This is a genomic window from Saccharopolyspora montiporae, from assembly GCF_015209505.1.
In the GTDB taxonomy this organism is placed as follows: domain Bacteria; phylum Actinomycetota; class Actinomycetes; order Mycobacteriales; family Pseudonocardiaceae; genus Saccharopolyspora; species Saccharopolyspora montiporae.
This window is the reverse complement of record NZ_JADEYC010000045.1, coordinates 1-14,103: the sequence shown is the minus strand read 5'-3', so window position 1 is coordinate 14,103 and position 14,103 is coordinate 1. Positions and strand designations below refer to the sequence as shown.

At 71.8% G+C, this 14,103-nt stretch carries 17 protein-coding genes; 12 read left to right on the top strand and 5 right to left on the bottom strand.

What is annotated here, in order from left to right; genetic code table 11:
• Nucleotides 1-7: 7 nt before the first annotated feature.
• The 4 genes from IQ251_RS18950 to IQ251_RS18935 are packed head-to-tail and all read left to right on the top strand — an operon-like array spanning nucleotide 8 to nucleotide 3,223.
• Nucleotides 8-742 carry an ATP-binding cassette domain-containing protein gene (locus tag IQ251_RS18950; RefSeq protein WP_193930339.1) on the top strand — a complete coding sequence of 245 codons (735 nt, stop codon included), beginning with the start codon at nucleotides 8-10 and terminating at the stop codon, nucleotides 740-742.
• Entirely contained in the window at nucleotides 739-1,923 is a 1,185-nt protein-coding gene (locus tag IQ251_RS18945) for an alpha-D-ribose 1-methylphosphonate 5-triphosphate diphosphatase (RefSeq protein WP_193930331.1), read from the top strand. The genes IQ251_RS18950 and IQ251_RS18945 overlap by 4 nt, the downstream gene beginning before the upstream one ends.
• Nucleotides 1,920-2,735: an inositol monophosphatase family protein gene (locus tag IQ251_RS18940; protein ID WP_193930329.1), complete on the top strand. Its 816-nt coding sequence runs from the start codon at nucleotides 1,920-1,922 to the stop codon at nucleotides 2,733-2,735. Before IQ251_RS18945 ends, IQ251_RS18940 begins: the two co-directional genes overlap by 4 nt.
• Before the next feature lie 29 nt (nucleotides 2,736-2,764).
• Nucleotides 2,765-3,223 (top strand): DUF3995 domain-containing protein, encoded by a 459-nt coding sequence (locus IQ251_RS18935; RefSeq protein WP_193930327.1) that lies wholly within the window; start codon nucleotides 2,765-2,767, stop codon nucleotides 3,221-3,223.
• Between the two features lie 33 nt (nucleotides 3,224-3,256).
• On the opposite strand, the gene IQ251_RS18930 is transcribed toward IQ251_RS18935, so the two are convergent.
• The 3 genes from IQ251_RS18930 to IQ251_RS18920 are packed head-to-tail and all read right to left on the bottom strand — an operon-like array spanning nucleotide 3,257 to nucleotide 6,815.
• Nucleotides 3,257-4,078, bottom strand: coding sequence for an FAD binding domain-containing protein (locus tag IQ251_RS18930; RefSeq protein ID WP_193930324.1), 822 nt, complete (start codon nucleotides 4,076-4,078; stop codon nucleotides 3,257-3,259).
• Nucleotides 4,075-4,548 carry a (2Fe-2S)-binding protein gene (locus IQ251_RS18925; RefSeq protein WP_193930322.1) on the bottom strand — a complete coding sequence of 158 codons (474 nt, stop codon included), beginning with the start codon at nucleotides 4,546-4,548 and terminating at the stop codon, nucleotides 4,075-4,077. The genes IQ251_RS18930 and IQ251_RS18925 overlap by 4 nt, the downstream gene beginning before the upstream one ends.
• Nucleotides 4,549-4,559: 11 nt before the next feature.
• Nucleotides 4,560-6,815 carry a xanthine dehydrogenase family protein molybdopterin-binding subunit gene (locus IQ251_RS18920; RefSeq protein ID WP_193930320.1) on the bottom strand — a complete coding sequence of 752 codons (2,256 nt, stop codon included), beginning with the start codon at nucleotides 6,813-6,815 and terminating at the stop codon, nucleotides 4,560-4,562.
• A gap of 392 nt (nucleotides 6,816-7,207) precedes the next feature.
• Here IQ251_RS18920 and IQ251_RS18915 point away from each other — a divergent pair, with 392 nt between their 5' ends.
• Both IQ251_RS18915 and IQ251_RS18910 read left to right on the top strand, forming a co-directional pair.
• Nucleotides 7,208-7,414, top strand: coding sequence for a hypothetical protein (locus tag IQ251_RS18915; RefSeq protein WP_193930318.1), 207 nt, complete (start codon nucleotides 7,208-7,210; stop codon nucleotides 7,412-7,414).
• Between the two features lie 4 nt (nucleotides 7,415-7,418).
• Nucleotides 7,419-7,673, top strand: coding sequence for a hypothetical protein (locus IQ251_RS18910; RefSeq protein ID WP_193930316.1), 255 nt, complete (start codon nucleotides 7,419-7,421; stop codon nucleotides 7,671-7,673).
• A gap of 7 nt (nucleotides 7,674-7,680) precedes the next feature.
• Here IQ251_RS18910 and IQ251_RS18905 read toward each other — a convergent pair whose 3' ends face one another.
• Both IQ251_RS18905 and IQ251_RS18900 read right to left on the bottom strand, forming a co-directional pair.
• Complete coding sequence (locus IQ251_RS18905; RefSeq protein ID WP_193930314.1) at nucleotides 7,681-8,286, bottom strand: hypothetical protein; 606 nt, start codon at nucleotides 8,284-8,286, stop codon at nucleotides 7,681-7,683.
• Complete coding sequence (locus IQ251_RS18900; RefSeq protein WP_193930312.1) at nucleotides 8,274-8,618, bottom strand: YbaB/EbfC family nucleoid-associated protein; 345 nt, start codon at nucleotides 8,616-8,618, stop codon at nucleotides 8,274-8,276. The genes IQ251_RS18905 and IQ251_RS18900 overlap by 13 nt, the downstream gene beginning before the upstream one ends.
• 321 nt (nucleotides 8,619-8,939) lie before the next feature.
• Here IQ251_RS18900 and IQ251_RS18895 point away from each other — a divergent pair, with 321 nt between their 5' ends.
• The 6 genes from IQ251_RS18895 (at nucleotide 8,940) to IQ251_RS18870 (ending at nucleotide 14,049) form a co-directional block, all read left to right on the top strand.
• A complete protein-coding gene (locus IQ251_RS18895) occupies nucleotides 8,940-9,248 on the top strand; it encodes a hypothetical protein (protein ID WP_193930310.1) in 309 nt (102 codons plus the stop codon).
• On the top strand, nucleotides 9,245-9,559 hold the full coding sequence (locus tag IQ251_RS18890) for a hypothetical protein (protein WP_193930308.1): 315 nt from the start codon (nucleotides 9,245-9,247) through the stop codon (nucleotides 9,557-9,559). The genes IQ251_RS18895 and IQ251_RS18890 overlap by 4 nt, the downstream gene beginning before the upstream one ends.
• A 547-nt stretch (nucleotides 9,560-10,106) precedes the next feature.
• On the top strand, nucleotides 10,107-10,394 hold the full coding sequence (locus IQ251_RS18885; protein ID WP_193930306.1) for an Rv0250c family protein: 288 nt from the start codon (nucleotides 10,107-10,109) through the stop codon (nucleotides 10,392-10,394).
• A gap of 188 nt (nucleotides 10,395-10,582) precedes the next feature.
• Nucleotides 10,583-11,380, top strand: a complete 798-nt coding sequence (gene sdhC, locus IQ251_RS18880; RefSeq protein WP_193930304.1) for a succinate dehydrogenase subunit SdhC — start codon at nucleotides 10,583-10,585, stop codon at nucleotides 11,378-11,380.
• 16 nt (nucleotides 11,381-11,396) lie between these two features.
• Entirely contained in the window at nucleotides 11,397-13,289 is a 1,893-nt protein-coding gene (locus tag IQ251_RS18875; protein ID WP_193930302.1) for a fumarate reductase/succinate dehydrogenase flavoprotein subunit, read from the top strand.
• Between the two features lie 13 nt (nucleotides 13,290-13,302).
• Complete coding sequence (locus IQ251_RS18870) at nucleotides 13,303-14,049, top strand: succinate dehydrogenase/fumarate reductase iron-sulfur subunit (RefSeq protein ID WP_193930300.1); 747 nt, start codon at nucleotides 13,303-13,305, stop codon at nucleotides 14,047-14,049.
• The last annotated feature ends 54 nt before the right edge of the window (nucleotides 14,050-14,103 follow it).

Genomic DNA, 14,103 nt, shown 5'->3' with positions numbered 1-14,103 from the left:
GTCCACAGTGGAACAAGTGCTGACCGTGCGCGGGCTGCGCAAGACGTTCACCCTGCACACCGTCGACGGGCGGCAGGTCGTCTCGCTGCGCGGCGTGGACCTGGACGTCGCGGCCGGCGAGCATGTGGCCGTGGCCGGGCCCAGCGGCGCGGGCAAGTCGAGCCTGCTGCGCTGCACCCAACGCAGCTACGTGCCGGACGCCGGATCCGTGGTGTTGCGCACCGAGCACGGCCCGATCGACCTGGCGGGTCTGCCGGACCGCGACCTGGCCCGGCTGCGCGGGCGCAACCTCGGCTACGTGTCCCAGTTCCTGGCCACGCCCCCGCGCACCGGCCCGGCCGAGGTGGTGGCCGCGGCGGCCCGCAGGCGCGGGCTGGACCGGGAACCGGCGCGCGACGCGGCGGCCGAAGCCCTGCGCGGGGTCGGCCTGGACGAGGGGTTGTGGGACGTGGACTGCGGCGTGCTCTCCGGCGGGGAGCGGCAGCGGGTGAACCTGGCCGCGGGGACCGTGCGCCCACCGCAGCTGCTGCTGCTGGACGAGCCGGTGTCCGCGCTGGACCCGGCCAACCGGGAACTCGCGCTGCAGCTCATCGGTTCGCTGCGCGACCGCGGTGTCGCGGTGCTGGCCGTGTTCCACGACCTGGACGCGATCCGCAGGCTGGCCACCCGGGTGGTCGAGCTCGCCGACGGGCACATCGTCCGTTCCGGCAGCGCCGACGAGGTGTTGGGGGTGGCGGCATGAGCAGCACCGAGACGCGCACCGGCTGGCCGCTGGGCCGCGTGCCCGCCGACTACGTGCTCGGCCACGTCCGCGCCGTGCTGCCGGATCGGGTGGCCGAGGACAGCCGGATCGTCGTCCGGGACGGGCGGATCGCCGCGGTCGAGGACCACCCGCCGGGTGCGGGCTGCGATGCCGACGGCGACGGCGCGCTGTGCCTGCCGGGACTGGTCGACGTGCACAGCGACGCGCTGGAACGCGAGCGCGCACCCCGGCCGGCGGCCTTGCTGCCCTGGGATTTCGCCGTGCTGTCCCTGGAGGCCAAGCTCGCCGCTGCCGGGGTCACCACCGCCTTCCACGGCGCCGCGTTCCAGCACAAGACCGCCCGCGGCACCGAACGCACCATCGGCACCGCCGAGGAGCTGTGCGCGGCGGTGCAACGCCGCCGGGACGGCCCGGTGGACCACCGGCTGCTGCTGCGCCTGGACGTCCGCTCGGTGGGCGGCGCGAAAGCCCTGGAACGGCAACTGGATTCGCTGCCCGGCACGACCCTCGTCTCGCACGAGGACCACACCCCGGGCATCGGCCAGTACGTCGACCGCACCCGGATGGAGGAGTACCTGGTCGGTGCGGACGGGATGAGTCCGCAGCAGGCCGAGCAGCACGTCACCGACATGGTCGCCGAACGCGGCTCGCTGGCCGAGTTGCGGGACGAGAACCTGGCGTGGCTGGGCGCTCTCGCGCGCCGCGAGCGGATCCGGTTGCTCGGGCACGATCCGGAGTCGGCCGCGGAGATCGTCGCGCTGCGCACCCGCGGCGGGGCGGTCGCCGAGTTCCCGACCACCGTCGACGCCGCCGAAGCGGCCCGCGAGCACGGGCTGCCGGTGGTGGCCGGGGCGCCGAACGTGCTGCGCGGCAACTCGCACTCCGGCAACGTCTCGGCCGCCGGACTGGTGTCCCGCGGCCTGGTGACCGCGCTGGCCTCGGACTACCTGCCGTCCGGGCTGCTGGGCGCGGTGTGGCGGTTGGCCGCCGAGACCGGGCTGGCGCGGGCCGTCCGGCTGGTCACCGGCGGTCCCGCCGAGGTCGCCGGCCTGGACGACCGCGGTGCGCTGCGGTCCGGATTGCGCGCCGATCTGGTGCTGGTGGAGTCCGGTGGCCGGTGGCCGGTGGTGCGCGACGTGCTGCCCGGAGGTGCGCGATGAGCATGATCGGCTGGTCGAACCCGGATCCGCGGCTGCCGTCGGACACGCACCCGGTGTTGGCCGAGGCGACGCGCGCGGCCGGTACCGCGTTCCGCGCCGCCCGCACCGCGCACAGCCGCGCGCGGCTCGCGGAAACCGGTGCGGTGGGCGCGGACGGCACCGCGGCGATGCGGCTGGACCTGCTGGTGGAGGAACCGGTCGCCGAGGTCGCCGCGCAGCACGGGCTGAACCTGCTCAGCGAGGAGATCGGGTTCGTCGACCGCGGTTCGGCCACGACGCTGGTGGTCGATCCGGTCGACGGCACCGCCAACGCCGCGGCGGGCGTCCCGCTGTCCGCGTTCGCGGCGACGCTCGTCCGGGACCGGACGGCCGTCGAGTCGCTGACCTGCTGGTTCGACACCGGACGCTGCTGGTCGGCCCGCCGCGGCGAACGCAGCCCCCACCGCACGTCCGGGCGCACCGAGCTGGACGGCGCCGCGGTCGACCTGCTGCGCCCGCACGAGCGCACCGCGGACGCCTGGTGGCGGGTGGCGCGCCGCGCGGGCCGGATCCGGGTGCTGTCCACCAGCTGCCTGGAGGCCGCGCTGGTCGCCGAGGGGTCGGTGGACGCGTTCCTGGATGCCGCATCCGACACGCACCGGATCGTCGACCTGGCCGCGGCGCTGGTGGCGCTGCCCGCGGCCGGTGGTGCGCTGCTGGACCTGCACGGCCGGGACCTGGACTTCGATCCGGACCTGACCCGCCGCTGGTCCGGTATCGCCGCCGCCACCCCGCAGCTGGCCGAGCAGCTCGCCGAGACCGCCCGCGGGTGACCACCGGCGCCGCGCGGGACGATGGCGGGGTGCAGGAACCATCGCGCTTCGCCAAGCCGTGGTCCGCGCGGGCCGCGGCGGTCTGGGCGTTCGCCTTCGCCGCGCTGAACGTGTTCTGGGCGTTCGGCGGGACCACCGGAGCGCATCCGTTCGAACAGCAGCCGGATCCGCTGCTGCTGCCCGCGAACCTGGGTGCGGCGCTGGTCAAGGTGCTCCTCGGGCTGCTCGCGCTGGCGGCGGTGGCGCCGTGGGGCGCGCGGCTGCCGGGGCTGCTGGTGTCCGGGGTGAACGTCGCGGCCGGATTGGTGATGACGCTGCACGGGCTGTTCGGCCTGGTCGGCAATGCCCTCGTGCTCAGCGGCGCGCTCGATCTCGGCCGCCCGGTGACGCATTGGTACTGGTACTTCGTGCTGGTCTGGGACCCGGTGTGGCTGCTCGGCGGGGTGCTGTTCCTGCTCACCGCTGCCGTGGCGCGGGCGCGGCGGTGACCGCCCGAGCGCTCGGGCGGTCACCGCAGCCGGTCAGGCCCGGCGGGCCCGCGCGGTTTCCAGACCGCGGCGCACCAGCACCCGGGCCAGGTGCGCACGGTACTCGGCGCTCGCGCCCGGCTCGTCCGGCGGGGACGTGCCTTCTGCGGCCCGCTGCGCCGCCGCGCTGATGTCCGAACCGGAGGCCAGCGCCTCCTCCACCCCGCGGGCGCGCAGCGGGGTCGGCCCCATGTTGATCAGGCCGATCCGGTCCCCGGCCACGGCGGCGCCGACCATGGCCCAGTCGATGGCGCGTTTGGTGAACTTCTGGAAGTCCCAGCCCTCGCCCGGATTCGCCGGAACCCGGATCTCGGTGAGCAGCTCGTCCTCGCCGACCGCGGTCTCGAAGAAGTCGGTGAAGAACTCCGCCGCCGGGACCTCGCGCTGCCCGGACGGCCCGCGCACCACCAGCACGCCGTCCAGCGCCAGCAGCACCGCGGGCAGGTCGGACGCCGCGTCCCCGTGCGCGAGCGACCCGCCGATGGTGCCGCGGTGCCGCACCTGCGGATCGCCGATCGTGCCCGCCGCGTGCGCCAGCAGCGGGACCTGCTCGGCCAGCAGCGCCGAGGACTCCAGCTCGCGGTGCCGGGTCAGCGCCCCGATCCGCACCTGGTCGCCGTCCGCGGTGATGTGCGCCAGGTCGTGCAGCGCGCCGAGGTCGATGAGCACCTCCGGCACGGCCAGCCGCAGCTTCATCAGCGGCAGCAGCGAATGCCCGCCCGCCAGCAGTTTCGCGTCATCGCCGTGCTCGCCGAGCAGCTGCAGCGCCTCGTCGATCGAGCCGGCCTTCTTGTAGGTGAACGGTGCAGGGATCATTCGGCGGCTCCCGACTTCTGCTCCGCCGCGCTGAGCACGGCCTGGACGATGTTGTGGTACCCGGTGCACCGGCAGAGGTTGCCCTCCAGCCCGGAGCGCACCTCCTGCTCGGTCGGATCCGGGTTCTCGTCCAGCAGCGAGACCGAGGCCATGACCATGCCCGGAGTGCAGAACCCGCACTGCAGGCCGTGGTGCTCGCGGAACGCCTGCTGCATCGGGTGCAGCTGCTCGCCCTCGGCCAGACCTTCGATGGTGGTGACCGAGCGCCCGTCGGCCTGCGCGGCCAGCACCGTGCAGGACTTGACCGACTCGCCGTCCAGCAGCACGGTGCACGCGCCGCAGGACGTGGTGTCGCAGCCGACGTTGGTGCCGGTCAGCCCGCGGTCGTCCCGGAGGTGGTGCACCAGCAGCGTGCGGTCCTCGACGTCGTGACCGCGCTGCTCGCCGTTGACGGTGATGGAAACGTGCACGGAAGTCCTCCTCAGACCTCGTTGATCGCGGTCCACACCCGCTGGGGCGTGGTGGGCATGTCGATGTGCCGGACACCCAGGTGCGCCAGCGCGTCCACGACCGCGTTCTGCACCGCGGGCGTCGCGCCGATCGTCCCGGCCTCGCCGATCCCCTTGACCCCGAGCGGGTTCAGCGTCGTGCCGGTCTCCATGGTGAGCAGCTCGAAGCTGGGCAGCTCCGCGGCGGTGACGATGGCGTAGTCGGCGAGCGTGGCGTTCTGCGGGTTGCCGTCGGCGTCGTAGGAGGCCTCCTCCAGCAGCGCCTGCGCCGCGCCCTGCGCGATGCCGCCGTGCCGCTGCCCCTCGGTGAGCACCGGGTTGATGATCCGGCCCGCGTCGTCGACGGTGATGTGCCGCAGGTAGTCGACCTTGCCGGTCTCGGTGTCCACCTCCACCACGGCCAGGTGGGTGCCGAACGGGAACGTGGGCCGATCCTCGGTGAAGTGCACCTCGGCGTTGAGCCCGCCCGCGCGCTCGGCCAGCTGCGCCCAGGACACGGTGACCCCGGGCGTGCCGCGCACCTGCCAGTTCCCGCCGGTCAGCTCCAGGTCGGACTCGTCGATCTCGATGAGTTCGGCGGCCAGCTTGCGGCCCTTGTCCAGCACGTCGGTGGCCGCCCGGTGCACCGCGGAGCCGCCCAGCTGCAGCGAGCGCGACCCCATGGTGCCCACCCCGTTCGGGATGCGGTCGGTGTCGCCGTGCACCACCTCGATCCGGTCGAGGTCGATGCCCAACTCGTCGGAGACCAGCATCGCGTACGAGGTCCAGTGCCCCTGGCCGTGCGGGGAGCTGCCGGTGAGCACGAGAGCGCTGCCGTCCGGCCGGATCTCGACGCTGCCGTGCTCGCCCTCGGTGTTGTTCGGCGCGGTGATCTCCACGTAGCTGGCCAGGCCGAGCCCGAGCTGCTTGGCGTCCCCGCGGCGGCGGCGCTCGTCCTGTTCGGCGCGCAGCGCGGGGTAGTCGGCCGCGTCCAGCACCGCGTCCAGCCCGGCGATGTACTCACCGGTGTCGTAGGTCATCCCGCCGGGCGTGGCGTACGGGAACTGCTCGGGCCGGATCAGGTTGCGCCTGCGCACCTCGGACGGGTCGATGCCGGTCTCCGCGGCGAACAGGTCCACGGCACGCTCGACCGCGGCGGTGGCTTCCGGCCGCCCGGCCCCGCGGTAGGCGGCGATGGGCGTGGTGTTGGTGACCACGCAGCGGGCCGTGCACTCGACCCGCGGGATGTCGTAGACACCGCTGGCCATCATCTTGGTGAACATGGGCAGGAACGCGCCCATCCGCGGGTAGGCGCCGGTGTCCTGCACGATGTCCAGCCGGTAGGCCTTGATCCGGCCGTCCCGGTCGCCGCCGACGGTGATCCGCTGCCGCTGGGCGCGGCCGTGGGTCATGCCGACCATGTTCTCGCCGCGGTCCTCGACCCAGCGCACCGGCCGCTGCGCCTGTTGCGCGAGCCAGGCCAGCAGCGCGGCCTCGTTCTCCACGCCGATCTTGGCGCCGAACCCGCCGCCGACGTCCGGGGTCACCACGCGGATCCGCTCGGCGGGCAGCGACAGGTTCTCCATCAGCGCGTCCCGGCACGCCTGCGCGTTCTGGTTGGACAGCCACAGGGTGACCTTGTCGCCTTCCCAGGCGGCCGCGGCCGCGCGCACTTCCAGCGGAACGGGGGCGACCCGCTGGTTCTCGATGCGCTTGCTGACCACCACCTCGCAGCCGTCGAACAGCGCGTCGTCCGCGTCGCCGATGCTGCCGGTGGTGTTGGTACCCGCGTCCGGGAACAGCAGGGTGTCGTCGGTGAGCGCGTCGTCCACGTCGACCACCGCGTCCAGCGGGTCGTAGTCGACGGAGACCAGTTCGGCGGCGTCCTCGCCCTGGGCGGCGGTTTCGGTGAGCACCACCGCGACGGGCTCGCCGACGTGCCGGACCGTGTCGTGCGCCAGGTGCGGTCGGCCCATCTGTTCCGGCGGCGGTCCGCTGATCCCGCCGCCCGGCGGGAACGGCGGCAGGTCCACGTCGGCGCCGGTGTAGACGGCGGCGACGCCGGGCATGGCGCGGGCGTCGGCGGTGTCGATCTCGGTGATCCGAGCGTGGGCCAGGGGGCTGCGCACGTAGGTGGCGTGCAACGCCCCGTGCAGGGCGGGGTCGGCCAGGTCGGCCACGTAGACCCCGCCCGCGGTGAGCAGGTGCGGGTCCTCGCGGCGTTCGACCCGCGTACCGAGGATGCTCAATGCTGCCTCGCAGTCATCGCAGTCGCGTTCGGGAAGTGGTGGGACGTGGGCCGGTTCGTCCGGCGCACGCTGGTCCGCCGCTGCGCGGGCGGATGTTCGCCGCGGCATCACCTCCGGCTCGCGTGGTCGTCCCGGCTTCCGCGCCCGGCGGTGCTGCGCAGCTCAGCCGCCTCCGACGCGGGGTGCCGTCCGGATGGACCCGGTCTGATCAGCGTTGCACGGTTCGAACGCCGTCACAATGATTCGCGAGCACGACTTCGCGGGGGTGATCATCCGTCCACAGTGGACCAAACGGGCGGGTTGTGCCGGTGGACGAGCAGGTCGGACCGGGTTCGAGTGGCCGGCGGGGACCCGATTTGCCGTCGATCTCTCGGGCGGGCGAGGATCCAGCTGTGGCTGGACAACGTGCGGGCAGGTCGGATGTGTCGCGACGGACCATGGTGCTGGTCGCCGTCGCCTGGGTCGTCGTCATCGGCGCCCTGGTCGCGGGCAACGGCTCGGTGCCGGGGCTGGTGTGCGCGGTCGGCGGGCTGCTGTTGATGATCGCCGGGGTGGTCTCGTTCGTGCTGGACCGCCGCCGCGTGCAGGACGGAGCGTGATCGCATGCCCTCGATGCGTGACGAGGCCGATCCGGGCGGCGAGCTGATCCGCGGGCTGGCCTTCGGTGGCCTGCTGCTGGTGCTGCTCGGCGCGGTGCTGGGCACGGGCTCGCTGCCGGCCGTGGTGTGTGCGTTCGCCGGGATCGCGCTCTCGGCGAGCGCCGCGGGCACCGCGCTCGCCCGCCGCCGGAAGCGCACCCGCGACTTCCCACCGCTCGACGACGCGGAAGAACCCCTGGCCCCGTCCCGCAACGGCTGACCGGGGACTACTGCGGCGGCCCCAGGCCGCGCAGCACGTCCCGCGCCATGTCCCGGGTGGCGCGTTCGTGCTGCTCGCGGGGGATGGAGTAGGGGACGAAGTCCCTGTTTCCTCCCCCGGAGTATTCGACGGTGATGCGTGCATTGGCGCGCAGGGCGTCGACCTCGACAATCTGGAGCCCTCCGTCGCCGGGGCGGAATCGTTGCCGGGATGCGTCGCCGATCACGTCCGGTGGCGCATCGGGAGTCTCACCGGCGAGGCCGCTGTACCGGTAGCGTTCTCGTGCGGTTTCCGGGTCGGGTTCGCGGTTGTCGGTGATCGATACGTGGGTGGTGACCTTGATCCACGCGGTGGCGGGCGATCCCCAGTGCGGTGGGTGGAGCGATTCCCATTCGCAGGTGCTCGACCGGGATTCGTCCCCGTCCTCGACATCGGCGGTGTTCGGGATGTCCACGGCTTCCGGACCGAGTTGCTCGACGACACTGGCGTCCGACAGCACTGAACAAGCGCCCGGTTCGTCCCGATACCCCTGCGCAGGCGGCGCACACCCGCTGGCGACCACGACGAGGCCGAGGCAGAGCACCCCGGCGCGGATCCCGTTCAATGCAGCCACGTCGCGTTCCCTTCGTGCGGAGGCTCCTGGTACCACGAGGGCTGTTGTTTCGGTCTTTCGCTCGCAGGCTGAGCGCGTGCATCGTCCGACTCTTCGTCAAACTCGAGGTGATCAGCCTTCCGGCGTGCTTCCTGGGTTGCCGCGTTTAACCCTTCGATCAGCCGGATTTCGTCGCCTTCGAAGACACTGTTCGGGGCGATTCGGTAATATTCCGTCCGGCCAAGGGTATCCACCCATACCGTCACGTTTCCTGATGTGGCGGAGAAGCTTCCGTTTAGGACGGCTTCAGGATTCCTGGTGGCCTTCTCCGCATTGTGTTCCAGTTGACGCATCGCCTGGCCGAAAGGTTTTCCTTGACGCTTTCAATTCGTAGCCTCGCGTTGTTCATGATTTCGTAGTCGGCCTCGAACCCTGGTCCCGTCACGGCGCGCCCCTCCTTGTTGCAGCTGGCTGTTCATGATCCGGACGAGGAATGGCTTATGTGGCCATCTCGCAGTAGATGACCCGTTTGGAGCATATGGCGACAATCACAAGATTGAGGCGTTGCTGATCGCGGGATGGGGCAAGCACGAGCGCATACTCGCCGCCCGAGGCCGGGTGGTGCGGGTCTCGCCGCGTTGCTGTTGATCTGCTGGTCGGGTCAGCTTGGCCGGATGCCTGCCGAACCCGGTCCCGTGCTGCGCGGCTTGCCGGAGCAGCGCCGGCGCAGGCGGATGCATGAGGGGCTGTCCCTGGCCGTGATCGTGCTGGTGCTGATGAACCTGCTGGGGATGTACCTGCCGGACGACGCGTGGCGCACCGCGGTGGTGCTGGTCGCCGGTGCGGGCATGCTGATCGTGGTGCCGCTGCAGCTGCGCGAGTTCCGACGGGCGCGGGCGGCGGGTGCGCTGCCGCCGCAGGTCCCCTCGGATGTCCGCGGGGTCACCCGGTTCTCCGGGATCCGGGCGGTGTTCGGGCGATGACGGCGCGACCGGGCGGCTGGCCGCGCCGGGTGCGGGTGCGGATGGTCATCGCACTCCTGGCGCCCTCGGCGGGCAACCTGCTCGGACTGCTGTTCCTGCCCGAGGGTTCCGCGCGGCGGTTCGCGCTGTTCGCCGCCGGTGTGCTCGTCTCGGTGCTGCTGTTGCCGGGGCTCCGGCGCGAGCACCGCCGAGCACGAGAAGCCGGGGAACTGCAGGAAATCGGTCCGCCCGACTTCCGCCGTGCCGCGCGGTACACCGATGTGCGCTCCGCGCTGCGCGATTCCGATGTCCGGAAGGTGTTCCGCAGCTGACGGTTCCGCGCTCCGCCGCATCCGCAACTCTTTTCGGGGTGACGTCTCCAGGATTTGCGGAACTTTTGCCTGTTCCCAGGGCTCGGCGGGCTGGATGGCCGCGATCGGGTGCTGGCTGGCATGCACGCTGGTCGCGGTGGCCGTGCTGGTACGTCGGGCGGTGCTGCACAGCGGCGGCTCCCGGTCGATGACCTGTACGTGGCGGTGAACGTCGTGCTGATCACGAACGCGGGCTGCTGAGCTTCCGGGGGCCGTTCGAGTCCGGTGCCCCGGGGGCTCGACCTGGTGCAGGTCGGGCTGCTCGGCACCGGGATCGTGCTGCTCGTCGTCGCGGCGGCACGCGGAGCGCCTACGCGCGAACCGCGCGGAGGCCACGGCCGCCCGCCACCGCCGACTCCCAGCGCTGACCGGCAGCAGCGCGGGGCCCGCTGCGCTGGGCGAGCCCGGTCGGGCGAAATGCCGGTGATCAAAAGTGTGGTACTTGTCACATCGGTCGGTTCGGGGCAGAGTCGAGGCCGGAATCCCCTAGCCGGAAGAGGTGTTCGGCATGGCCTCGACGACCCCGCTGGCCGAGCTGCAGCGGGCGCTGTCCCAGCTGCGCGGCAGCGTCGCGACCCTGCGCTCGCACCACGGCGACACGGCCCAGGTGCGCCGGATCAGCAACGACATCGACCGGCTGGACATCGACATCACCGAGCTGTCCAGCCAACTTCCCCAGCAGCGGGGTGCCGCCGCACCCGCGGACGACGTGGTGCTGGTGCCGGACACCCCCTACGACCCGTCGCTGTGGCGGGATGCCGACGACGAGGGCCTCGGCGGGCGCACGTACCAGTAGCGCCGCGCGCCGTCACCGAACCGGGCCGCGGCGGATCGCTCGAACGGGTTGAGCCGGTTGGCGGGCTACCTGCGGGCCCGCCCGCCGCCGCACAATGATCACCCTCGAAAGCCAGCCAGCCAGCCCGGCACCGGTGCCGCCGCGCACCGGCCCCTGCCGTCCGACACCCACGACGACGAGGTCTGCGCATGTCGGCACCGCCCACCACCGGTCGAGCCACGATCTCCGCACGCACGCTGCGCACCGACCGCTGGTGGGTGCAGCCGCTGGTCACCTTCTTGGCACTGTCCGCGTTCGTGCTCTACGGGACGTTCCGCGTGTTCCTCAACCAGTGGTACTGGGTGCCGGAGCACAACTACCTGGCGCCGTTCTTCTCCCCGTGCCTGAGCACGGCCTGCGTGCCGGGGGCGAGCCACTTCGGCCAGCCGTTCCCCGACTTGAGCCCGTGGGCGCCGCCGCCGGTGTTCGTGCTGCCGTTCGTGCTCGGCTTCCGGGTGACCTGCTACTACTACCGCAAGGCCTACTACCGGTCGTTCTGGGCGTCACCCCCGGCCTGCGCGGTGGGCGAACCGCACCGCCGTTACACCGGCGAGTCCCGGCTGCCGCTGATCCTGCAGAACTCGCACCGGTACTTCTTCTACCTGGCGCTGCTGGTGGCGCTGGTGCTGACCTGGGACACCGCGATCGCCTTCCGCGGGACGGACGGCGGGATCGGCGTCGGCCTGGGCACGGTGCTGATGCTGGTGAACATCGTGCTGCTGTGGGCGTACACGCTGTCCTGCCACTCGTGCCGGCACCTGGTCGGCGGCCGGATCAACCACTTCTCGCGGCACCCGGTGCGCTACTGGCTGTGGATGAAGGCGACCTGGCTGAACGGCAAGCACATGTTGCTGGCCTGGCTGTCGCTGGTGTCGGTGGCGCTGGTCGACCTGTACGTGATGCTGATCGCCGCGGGCGTGTTCGCCGATCCGCGGCTGATCAACTGACCCGGAAGGATCGTCGATGGTGGACATCGAGCGGCACGACTACGACGTCGTCGTGATCGGTGCCGGTGGCGCCGGGCTGCGCGCGGCGATCGAGGCGCGCTCGCGCGGGCTGCGCACCGCGGTGGTGTGCAAATCGCTGTTCGGCAAGGCGCACACCGTCATGGCCGAGGGCGGGATCGCCGCGTCCATGGGCAACGTGAACTCGCGGGACGACTGGCAGGTGCACTTCCGGGACACCATGCGCGGCGGGAAGTTCCTGAACAACTGGCGGATGGCCGAGCTGCACGCCAAGGAGGCGCCGCAGCGGGTGTGGGAGCTGGAGACCTACGGCGCGCTGTTCGACCGCACCGCGGACGGCCGGATCAGCCAGCGCAACTTCGGCGGGCACGAGTACCCGCGTCTGGCGCACGTCGGCGACCGCACGGGCCTGGAGCTGATCCGCACGCTGCAGCAGCAGGTGGTGTCGCTGCAGCAGGCCGACCACGCCGAGCACGGTGACTACGAGGCGCGGATCAAGGTGTTCCAGGAGTGCACGGTCACCGAGCTGCTCACCGATCCGGCCGGGCGGATCGCGGGCGCGTTCGCCTACTGGCGCGAGTCCGGCCGGTTCGTGCGGTTCAGCGCGCCCGCGGTGGTGCTGGCCACCGGCGGGATCGGCAAATCGTTCCAGGTCACGTCGAATTCGTGGGAGTACACCGGCGACGGGCACGCGCTGGCGCTGCGCGCGGGTGCGGCGCTGATCAACATGGAGTTCGTGCAGTTCCACCCGACGGGCATGGTCTGGCCGCCGAGCGTGAAGGGCATCCTGGTCACCGAGTCGGTGCGCGGGGACGGCGGTGTGCTGCGCAATTCCGCGGGCGAGCGGTTCATGTTCGACTACATCCCCGAGGTGTTCAAGGACAACTACGCGGACAGCGAGGACGAGGCCGACCGCTGGTACGAGGATCCGGACAACAACCGCAGGCCGCCGGAGCTGCTGCCGCGCGACGAGGTGGCGCGGGCGATCAACGCCGAGGTCAAGGAAGGTCGCGGTACCGAGCACGGCGGTGTGTTCCTGGACGTGTCCAGCCGGTTGTCCGCCGACGAGATCCTGCGCAGGCTGCCGTCGATGCACCACCAGTTCCGCGAACTGGCCGATGTGGACATCACCGCGGAGCCGATGGAGGTCGGCCCGACCTGCCACTACGTGATGGGCGGGGTGGAGGTCGATCCGGACACCGCCGCGTCCCGGGTGCCGGGGCTGTTCGCCGCGGGCGAGGTCGCGGGCGGTATGCACGGATCCAACCGGCTGGGCGGGAATTCGCTGTCCGACCTGCTGGTGTTCGGCCGCCGCGCGGGCGTCGGCGCGGCCGAGCACGTGGCCGCGCTGGACGCCCGCCCCGAGGCAGATCAGTCCGATGTGGACGATGCGGCGCGCCGGGCGGAGCTCCCGTTCGAGCGCGCGGGCCGGGAGAACGCGCAGAACCCGTACTCGCTGCACGCCGAGCTGCAGCGGGTGATGAACGATCTGGTCGGCATCATCCGCCGGGACGAGGAGATGCGGCGCGCGCAGGAGCGGGTGGACGACATCGCCCGCCGCGCAGCGGATCTCGCGGTGGAGGGCAACCGGCAGTTCAACCCGGGCTGGCACCTGGCGTTGGACCTGGCGAACATGCTGCTGGTCAGCGAGTGCGTGGCGCGGGCGGCGCTGCTGCGCACCGAGAGCCGCGGCGGGCACACCCGCGACGACCACTCGGCGATGGAGGCGCCCTGGCGCCGCACGCTGCTGGTCTGCGAGCGGGACGGGGACGGGATCCGGGTGTCCGAGCAGCAGCAGCCCGCGGTGCGGGCGGACCTGCTGGAGCTCTTCCGGATCGAGGAGCTGCGCAAGTACTTCGTGCCGGACGAACTGGGCGAAGCGCAGGTGTGAGGAGGGAACCGGCGTGGCGTATCAGGCGCATTTCCGCGTGTGGCGGGGTTCGGACAGCGGCGGCGAGCTGGTGGACTACGAGGTGGCGGCCGAGGAGGGCGAGGTCGTGCTGGACCTCATCCACCGGCTGCAGGCCACCCAGTGCCCGGACCTGGCGGTGCGCTGGAACTGCAAGGCGGGCAAGTGCGGCTCGTGCTCGGCGGAGGTCAACGGCCGCCCGCGGCTGACGTGCATGACGCGGATGTCGGAGTTCGCGGAGGACGAGACGATCACCGTGACGCCGATGCGCACGTTCCCGGTGATCAAGGATCTCGTCTGCGACGTCTCCTACAACTACGTGAAGGCCCGCGAAGTCCCGGCTTTCACGCCGCCCGCGGACCTGGAGCCGGGCGAGTACCGGATGCAGCAGGTGGACGTGCAGCGCTCGCAGGAGTTCCGCAAGTGCATCGAGTGCTTCCTGTGCCAGGACACCTGCCACGTCATCCGCGACCACGAGGAGAACAAGGAGGCGTTCTCCGGGCCGCGGTTCCTGATGCGGGTGGCCGAGCTGGAGATGCACCCGCTGGACGAGGCGACCGACCGGCCGGAGCGGGCCCGCGGTGACGGCGGCCTGGGCATGTGCAACATCACCAAGTGCTGCACCGAGGTCTGCCCGGAGCACATCCACATCACGGACAACGCGCTGATCCCGCTCAAGGAGCGGGTGGCCGACCGCCGCTACGACCCGCTGCGCAGCCTGTTCCGCCGCATCCGGGAGTGAGCTGCCCCGGTTTCAGGGACGCAGGTTTCAGGGTGCCCAGGTTTTCAGGGTGCC

Coding starts and splice junctions, on each gene's coding strand:
- IQ251_RS18940 (WP_193930329.1), top strand. CDS start 1,920: ATGAGCATGATCGGCTGGTCGAACCCGGATCCGCGGCTGCCGTCGGAC.
- IQ251_RS18930 (WP_193930324.1), bottom strand. CDS start 4,078: ATGATCCCTGCACCGTTCACCTACAAGAAGGCCGGCTCGATCGACGAG.
- IQ251_RS18895 (WP_193930310.1), top strand. CDS start 8,940: ATGCCTGCCGAACCCGGTCCCGTGCTGCGCGGCTTGCCGGAGCAGCGC.
- IQ251_RS18910 (WP_193930316.1), top strand. CDS start 7,419: ATGCCCTCGATGCGTGACGAGGCCGATCCGGGCGGCGAGCTGATCCGC.
- IQ251_RS18945 (WP_193930331.1), top strand. CDS start 739: ATGAGCAGCACCGAGACGCGCACCGGCTGGCCGCTGGGCCGCGTGCCC.
- IQ251_RS18885 (WP_193930306.1), top strand. CDS start 10,107: ATGGCCTCGACGACCCCGCTGGCCGAGCTGCAGCGGGCGCTGTCCCAG.
- IQ251_RS18890 (WP_193930308.1), top strand. CDS start 9,245: ATGACGGCGCGACCGGGCGGCTGGCCGCGCCGGGTGCGGGTGCGGATG.
- IQ251_RS18900 (WP_193930312.1), bottom strand. CDS start 8,618: ATGCGTCAACTGGAACACAATGCGGAGAAGGCCACCAGGAATCCTGAA.
- IQ251_RS18875 (WP_193930302.1), top strand. CDS start 11,397: ATGGTGGACATCGAGCGGCACGACTACGACGTCGTCGTGATCGGTGCC.
- sdhC (WP_193930304.1), top strand. CDS start 10,583: ATGTCGGCACCGCCCACCACCGGTCGAGCCACGATCTCCGCACGCACG.